Annotated in this window: 10 protein-coding genes; 6 read left to right on the forward strand and 4 right to left on the reverse strand. The window is 64.5% G+C overall.

Annotated elements, in window-relative coordinates:
* Together xseA and H8B02_RS43780 are read right to left on the reverse strand one after the other, a co-directional pair.
* Positions 1-549: exodeoxyribonuclease VII large subunit (gene xseA / locus H8B02_RS43775; RefSeq protein ID WP_229171982.1), on the reverse strand; the 549-nt coding region annotated here is incomplete at its 3' end.
* 168 nt (positions 550-717) lie between these two features.
* Positions 718-951 carry a hypothetical protein gene (locus tag H8B02_RS43780; protein ID WP_229171983.1) on the reverse strand — a complete coding sequence of 78 codons (234 nt, stop codon included), beginning with the start codon at positions 949-951 and terminating at the stop codon, positions 718-720.
* Here H8B02_RS43780 and H8B02_RS43785 point away from each other — a divergent pair.
* From H8B02_RS43785 to purD, 4 genes are all read left to right on the forward strand, one after another.
* Entirely contained in the window at positions 935-1237 is a 303-nt protein-coding gene (locus tag H8B02_RS43785) for a hypothetical protein (RefSeq protein ID WP_229171984.1), read from the forward strand. The genes H8B02_RS43780 and H8B02_RS43785 overlap by 17 nt on opposite strands.
* Positions 1234-1785, forward strand: a complete 552-nt coding sequence (locus H8B02_RS43790; RefSeq protein ID WP_229171985.1) for a V-type ATP synthase subunit I domain-containing protein — start codon at positions 1234-1236, stop codon at positions 1783-1785. Before H8B02_RS43785 ends, H8B02_RS43790 begins: the two co-directional genes overlap by 4 nt.
* A 3-nt stretch (positions 1786-1788) precedes the next feature.
* The gene (locus H8B02_RS43795) at positions 1789-2088 is read left to right on the forward strand and encodes a winged helix-turn-helix domain-containing protein (RefSeq protein ID WP_229171986.1); all 300 of its coding nucleotides are present in this window, start codon (positions 1789-1791) and stop codon (positions 2086-2088) included.
* A 96-nt stretch (positions 2089-2184) separates the two neighbouring features.
* Positions 2185-3462 (forward strand): phosphoribosylamine--glycine ligase, encoded by a 1278-nt coding sequence (gene purD, locus H8B02_RS43800; protein ID WP_229171987.1) that lies wholly within the window; start codon positions 2185-2187, stop codon positions 3460-3462.
* 123 nt (positions 3463-3585) lie between these two features.
* Here the strand turns inward: purD and H8B02_RS43805 are convergent, their stop codons facing one another.
* Positions 3586-4818 carry an acyl-CoA dehydrogenase family protein gene (locus H8B02_RS43805; RefSeq protein ID WP_038388024.1) on the reverse strand — a complete coding sequence of 411 codons (1233 nt, stop codon included), beginning with the start codon at positions 4816-4818 and terminating at the stop codon, positions 3586-3588.
* Between the two features lie 121 nt (positions 4819-4939).
* Here H8B02_RS43805 and H8B02_RS43810 point away from each other — a divergent pair, with 121 nt between their 5' ends.
* Positions 4940-5845 carry an alpha/beta fold hydrolase gene (locus tag H8B02_RS43810; RefSeq protein ID WP_229171988.1) on the forward strand — a complete coding sequence of 302 codons (906 nt, stop codon included), beginning with the start codon at positions 4940-4942 and terminating at the stop codon, positions 5843-5845.
* Positions 5846-6098: 253 nt separating this feature from the next.
* Here the strand turns inward: H8B02_RS43810 and H8B02_RS43815 are convergent, their stop codons facing one another.
* Entirely contained in the window at positions 6099-6557 is a 459-nt protein-coding gene (locus H8B02_RS43815) for a nucleoside deaminase (protein ID WP_173638554.1), read from the reverse strand.
* Between H8B02_RS43815 and H8B02_RS43820 the strand changes: the two genes are divergently transcribed.
* A partial coding sequence (locus tag H8B02_RS43820; RefSeq protein WP_229171989.1) for a hypothetical protein occupies positions 6544-6749 on the forward strand: 206 nt, incomplete at its 3' end. The genes H8B02_RS43815 and H8B02_RS43820 overlap by 14 nt on opposite strands.

Consider the following 6749-nt stretch of genomic DNA (forward strand, 5'->3'; position numbering starts at 1 on the left):
GTCGCCCTGCACCTTGACCGGCCAGACCAGCACGCGGCGGGGGAAGCGGTCCTCGAGGCGATGCAGGATGTCGCGGATCACGGCGCCGGTCGGCGAGGTGACGACGCCGATCACCTCGGGCAGCCAGGGCAACAGCTGCTTGCGGGCCTCGTCGAACAGGCCCTCGGCCGCGAGCTTCTTCTTGCGCTCCTCCATCAGCGCCATCAGCGCGCCGACGCCGGCCGGCTCCAGCGAGTCGATGACGATCTGGTACTTCGAGGAGTTCGGATAGGTGGTCAGCTTGCCGGTGGCGATGACCTCGAGGCCTTCCTGCGGCTTGAAGCGCATCCTTGCGTGGGCGAACTTCCAGATCACCGCTTCGATCTTGGCGCTCTCGTCCTTCAGGGCGAAATAGCAGTGGCCGGACGAGTGCGGGCCGCGGAAGCCGGAGATCTCGCCGCGGACGCGGACATGGCCGAAGCGGTCCTCCACCGTCCGCTTCAGGGCGGAGGAGAGTTCCGAGACGGTGAATTCAGGCGCGTTTACGAGATTAGGCGCGGCAGCAGTCATTTGCAGATGATTCGGCTGTTTGTGAGCTTCAGCGCAACGTAGGGACTTTTGCCCACCATCGCCAATGCGCGGGCTTGTTTGTCCACTTACTCTGTGGTACAGAGTTATCTGGATCGAGGGTGATGGTGACCTTGTCGGAGGGGCTGACCGATGATCCCGCAGTTGACGTTAGCAAGTTTCGTCCATTCCGCGGCAGGTGCGGTCCATGCCGTCGTGGCGATGCTGTGCATCGGTGTCGGGCTGATCCAGTTCCTGCGTCCGAAGCGCGGCGCAGGCCACCGCGCGCGCGGCTATTTCTTCGTCTATGCGATGCTGGTCGCCGACGGGACCGCGATGCTGGTCTATCGGTTCACCGGCGCTCAACCTGTTCCACGTCGGCGCGATCGTGAACTTCGCCTGCATCGTGGCGGCGATTGTTCCGCTGCGCAGCCCGCGCCCGGCGAACTGGCGGCTGAAGCACTACTATTTCATCTCGTGGTCCTACGTGTCGCTGATGTCGGCGGCGGCAACGGAAATCGTGGTGCGTGTGCTGCCGCTGACGACGCGCGGGCAGGTCGGGCTGGTGGCGTTGGTGCTGTCGATCGTGACCATGACGATCGCCTATGTCCTGATCGGGAAATATCGTCCGCCGGCGGAGGCGCCGCCGTTGTCCGCCAAACTCGCCGAGCAGAGTGGGGTGCCGTCATGATCGACAGCCAGCAGGCCAGCGCGGCGCTGGACGACATCAACGACGTCGTGCAGCGCGTCCGCCAATCGCAAATCTATCAGATCGCCAGCCTCATCATCATCATGTGGGGCGTATTGGTGTTCGTGGGCTACATCGCCAACTACACATGGTCGCCTCAGGGCTATGCGATCTGGCTGGTCATCGACCTCGTCGGGATCGCAGGCTCCATCGGGATTGCCGCGTTCAGCGGTGTCGGTCGGGGGACAGGCGCCTTCGCGATCCGGTTGCTGATGGCGTTCCTGCTGTTCATCGCATTCGGAATCTTCTGCTCGGCGGTGTTGGGCCATTTCGGACCGCGCCAGATGCTGGTGTTCTGGCCGGTATTCACGATGCTGTTCTACGCGCTCGCCGGCCTGTGGTTCGGCTATGCTTTCATCGTGATCGCGCTCGGCAGCAGCGCCCTGATCGTGATCGGTTATTTCTACGCCGGCCCGGCACTGCTGCTGTGGATGGCAGTGGTGCATGGCGGCGCGCTGGTGCTCGGCGGCCTCTGGATGCGCCGGATCTGATCGATGGCGGAACTCGACGAGATCATTCACCAGCCGCTGCGGCTGCGGATCATGGCGGCGCTCAATGCGCTGCCGGTCTCAATCGGGCTCGAATTCGCCCGGCTGAAGAAGCTCACTGGTGCCACCGACGGCAATCTCGGCGCCCATATCGAGACGCTGGCCAGGGCCGGCTACGTCTCGGTCGACAAGGCCTTCGTCGGCAAGAAGCCGCAGACTACCGTGACCGCGACCGCGGCCGGCCGTGGCGCCTTCGCCCGCCATGTCGCGACCTTGCAGGAGATCATCGCCGGCAAGCAGCCGTGAGCCGGAATGACGGGGAATCGGCCCCGTCGCCTCTTGCAGGCCGGCGGGGATTCGTGCGACCGACACAGCTCTTGCACCCTTTTGGGCCTGTGTCTGATGAACATCCTCCTGCTCGGTTCCGGCGGCCGCGAACATGCGCTGGCGTGGAAGATCGCCGCATCTCCGCTGGTGACGAAACTCTGGTGCGCGCCGGGCAATGCCGGGATCGCGCGCGAGGCCGAATGCATTGCGCTCGATGTCGCCGACCATGCCGCAGTGATCGAATTCTGCCGGCGCAATACCGTCGATCTGGTGGTGGTCGGTCCGGAGACGCCGCTCGCCGCTGGCATCGTCGATGACCTCGCCGCCGTCGGCATCAAGGCGTTCGGACCGAGCAAGCAGGCCGCGCAGCTCGAGGGCTCCAAGGGCTTCACCAAAGACCTCTGCAGCGAGTTCAACATTCCGACCGGCGCCTATCGCCGCTTCGACAATGCGAAGGACGCGGTCGCCTATGTCCGCGGCCAGGGCGCGCCGATCGTGGTCAAAGCCGACGGGCTCGCCGCCGGCAAGGGTGTCGTGGTGGCGCAGACCTTGCTCGAGGCGGAAGCCGCTGTTGCGATGATGTTCGAAGGCGCATTCGGCTCGGCCGGCGCCGAGGTCGTGATCGAGGAATTTTTGTCGGGCCGCGAGATCAGCTTCTTCGCGCTGTGCGATGGCGAGACCGCGATTCCGCTGGCATCCGCGCAGGACCACAAGCGCGTGTTCGATCACGACAAGGGACCGAACACCGGCGGCATGGGCGCCTATTCGCCGACGCCGTTCGTGACGCCTGAGGTGCACGACCAGATCATGGCGCGGATCATCCTGCCGACGGTCGCCGGAATGAAGAGCCGCGGCACGCCGTTCAAGGGCGTGCTCTATGCCGGCGTGATGCTGACCGCGCAGGGGCCAAAGCTGTTCGAATACAACGTCCGCTTGGGCGATCCCGAGTGCCAGGTGCTGATGCTGCGGATGATGTCCGACATCGTACCGGCGCTGCTCGCCTCAATCGACGGGCAATTGAGGAACTTCGATCTGCGCTGGTACCCGGACCCGGCGCTGACGGTGGTGATGGCGGCCAAGGGCTATCCCGGCGACTACATCAAGGGCACGCGCATCGAGGGCCTGGATGACGCCGCCAAGGTCGACGGCGTCGAGATCTTCCACGCCGGCACGGTGGACAAGGATGGCGCAATCCTTGCCAACGGAGGTCGGGTGCTGAACGTCTGCGCGATGGGCAAGACGGTCACCGAGGCGCGCGACCGCGCCTATCAGGCCGTCGATCGCATCAAATGGCCGGAGGGATTCTGCCGCCGCGACATCGCCTGGCAGGCGGTGGAGGCGGAAAAGGGCTAACTCGCCACGTCATTGCGAGGAGCTCGCGACAAAATTGCAAAGCAATTTTGCGCTGGAGCGACGAAGCGATCCATCTATCCCGGTGTGGAGACGTGGATTACCTCGCTCCGCGCGCAATGACGCTTACAGCAAATCCCCACCCGCCGCGCTCGCGGTGGTGCCGTGCTCGCGGAACGCCTTGATGACGTTCTTGCCGATCTTCCATTTGTGCACCTCGTCGGGACCGTCGACCAGCCGCTGCGAGCGCACCTGGGTGTACCATTTCGCCAGCGGCGTATCCTGGCTGAAGCCGAGCGCGCCGTGAAGCTGGATCGCAGTGTCGATCACCTTGTGCACCATGTGGGCGTGGAAAATCTTGGCGATCGAATTTTCCTGGCGGATGTCGAGGCCCTTCTCCGCCTTGTAGGCGATGTGCAGCAGCATCAGCCGGCCGATATAGAGTTCGCTCGCGCAATCGGCGAGCATGAACTGCACCGCCTGGCGGTCGGCCAGCAGCTGGCCGAAGGTCGAGCGCTTGGTGACGTGGGCGGCCGCCATGTCGAGCGCACGCTGCGCCTTGGCGACGTTGTGCATGCCGTGGCGCAGCCGGCCATAGGCGAGGCGGTGCTGGCCCATGTTGAAGCCATTGCCCTCGCCGCCGAGCAGATTGTCGGCGGGCACCTTCAGATCCTTGATCTCGATCTCGGAGTGGCCGCCATGGATCACGTCATCATGCGGGCCCTCGATCGCCATGTTGGCGACGTTGCGCTTGATGCGGTAGCCGGGGTTGGGCAGCTCGACGATGAAGGTCGAATACTGCTTGTGGCGCGGCGCGTTCGGATCGGTCTTCGCCATGACAAGCGCGAGGTCGGCGACGCTCGCCGAGGAGGAGAACCATTTCTCGCCGTTGAGGATGTAGTTCTCGTTGCCGTCCTTGACGGCGGTGGTCTGCATGCCGGTCGCGTCGGCGCCGGCGGCCTTCTCCGTCATCGAGAAGCAGATCCGCTTCTCGCCGTTCAACAGCGGTTTAAGGAATTTCTCCTTCTGGTACTCGGTGCCGTGCGCCAGGATCGTCATCATCGAGGCATCGTCGGGCCCCTGCGTGTTCATCGAGAGCGCGCCGAGCATGCTCTCGCCGAGCTCCATCTGCACCAGCGCATTCGCGAGCGGGCCGAGGCCCATACCGCCATACTCCTTCGGCACGAAGGGGCACCACAGACCCTGCGCCCGGGCCTTCTTCCGCAGCGGTCCAAGCACCTCGGCAAGCGGCTTGGTGTCGAGTTCCTTTTCCGCCGGGATGCACTCGTCGTGCACGAATTTGCGGACCTTCTCGCGGATCGCCTTGGCTTCGGCCGGAATCTCGAAATCGATCGACATGGCACTTCCTCGTTTCGTGTTGTTGTTGGTTGGGCTTGAGGATGGCATAAACCTCGCCTGAGCCAGCGGCAACGCCGAACAAAGTTTGAAGCACGGCGCACGCGACCGGGAGGAGCCACCGATGCCTGATCTCGCTGATCTTTTTCCCGGCTATGAGTCGAAATGGATCAACACCTCGCAGGGCCGCATCTTCGCCCGTGTCGGCGGCAAGGGCCCGCCGCTGCTGTTGCTGCACGGCTTCTCCTCGACCCACGTGATGTGGCACACGGTGGCGCCGAAGCTTGACGACAAGTTCACGCTGATCATCGCCGACCTGCCGGGCTACGGCTGGTCCGACATGCCGGACAGCGACAAGGACCATACGCCCTACACCAAGCGGGTCTGGGCCAAGACCATGGTCGAGGCGATGGGGCAGCTCGGCCATGTGCATTTCGCACTCGCCGGCCATGACCGCGGCGGCCGGGTCTCATACCGGCTCGCGCTCGATCATCCCGGCCGGCTGTCGAAGCTTGCGGTGCTCGATATCGCGCCGACCTATGATTACTGGCAGAAGCTCAATCGCCTCTCGGCGCTGAAGATCTACCACTGGGCGTTCCTGGCGCAGCCCTATCCGCTGCCGGAGACGCTGATCTCCAACAATGGCGAATTCTTCCTCAAGGAGAAGATGGCGAGCCAGACCAGGACCAAGACGCTGGAGGCGATCGATCCGCGCGCGCTCGCGCATTACCTTGCGCCGTTCCGCGATCCCGCCCGCATCCATGCGATGTGCGAGGACTACCGCGCCGGCGCCTATGCCGATTACGAGATCGACAAGGCCGACGTCGACGCCGGCAACAAGATCACGATCCCGATGCTGGCGTTGTGGGGCGATGCCGGCGTTGCCAGCGCGGCAACGACGCCGCTCGACACCTGGAAGAATTGGGCAACCAATGTCAGCGGCGCGCCGGTGGCGTCGGGGCATTTCCTGCCCGAGGAGGCTCCGGACGCGACGGCGAAGCTGTTGCGGGAGTTTTTCCTGGCGGGGTGACTCCGCTCTCGCACCGTCATCCTGAGGCGCGAGCCTCTTCGGCGAGCCTCGAAGGATGAATCGGCCCGGCCGGTGGCCGTCGATCCTTCGAGGCTCGCTCCGCTCGCGCCTCAGGATGACGGTGATAGATTTGCTGCGCGGTGACGTAGCCCGGATGGAGCGAAGCGAAATCCGGGAGGGTCTCCGCGGAGACATCGCCCCGGATTGCGCTGCGCTTCATCCAGGCTACGGGGTCGTCCGCGCTACGGATGCGTCAACGCCGCTCCCTGAAGAACTCGCGCAGGAGGCGCGCGGACTCGGTCTCGCCGACTGCACCATAGACCTCCGGGACGTGGTGGCAGGTCGGCTGCGCGAAGAACCGTACGCCCGACTCGACCGCGCCGCCCTTGGGGTCGGCGGCGCCGTAATACAGCCGGCGGATGCGGGCCAAGGAGATCGCGCCGGCGCACATGGTGCAGGGCTCCAGCGTCACGTAGAGGTCGCAATCGACCAGCCGCTCGGTGCCAATGGCCTCGGCGGCCTGCCGGATCGCCAGGACTTCCGCGTGGGCGGTCGGGTCGCGGTCGGTGAGGGTGCGATTGCTGGCGGTGGCGATGATCTCGTAACCCCGGACAATCACGCATCCGATCGGAACTTCGCCGGCTTTTCCGGCGTTTTCGGCCGTTTTCAGCGCCAAATCCATGAAAGAAGGGGCTGACATGCCTCGTATCATCGGAAGAAACCTGCTAGTAGCTTCGCCTTCAGCAAAAGTGGATGCCGGTTTTGCGTCAAATGCGCTGCCAACAGGGCGCGTACGCCCGGCTGCCCTTGCACCCCAATTGAACGTCCAGCGAGATTATTCATGCCCCGCGACAGCGACAAAAACAACGATTCCCGCGGCCGGCGTGATCGGCCCGGCGGTGGC

Source organism: Bradyrhizobium altum, assembly GCF_020889705.1.
Taxonomy (GTDB): domain Bacteria; phylum Pseudomonadota; class Alphaproteobacteria; order Rhizobiales; family Xanthobacteraceae; genus Bradyrhizobium; species Bradyrhizobium altum.

Coding starts and splice junctions, on each gene's coding strand:
- H8B02_RS43790 (WP_229171985.1), top strand. CDS start 1,234: ATGATCGACAGCCAGCAGGCCAGCGCGGCGCTGGACGACATCAACGAC.
- purD (WP_229171987.1), top strand. CDS start 2,185: ATGAACATCCTCCTGCTCGGTTCCGGCGGCCGCGAACATGCGCTGGCG.
- H8B02_RS43815 (WP_173638554.1), bottom strand. CDS start 6,557: ATGATACGAGGCATGTCAGCCCCTTCTTTCATGGATTTGGCGCTGAAA.
- H8B02_RS43810 (WP_229171988.1), top strand. CDS start 4,940: ATGCCTGATCTCGCTGATCTTTTTCCCGGCTATGAGTCGAAATGGATC.
- H8B02_RS43805 (WP_038388024.1), bottom strand. CDS start 4,818: ATGTCGATCGATTTCGAGATTCCGGCCGAAGCCAAGGCGATCCGCGAG.
- H8B02_RS43795 (WP_229171986.1), top strand. CDS start 1,789: ATGGCGGAACTCGACGAGATCATTCACCAGCCGCTGCGGCTGCGGATC.
- H8B02_RS43780 (WP_229171983.1), bottom strand. CDS start 951: ATGCAGGCGAAGTTCACGATCGCGCCGACGTGGAACAGGTTGAGCGCC.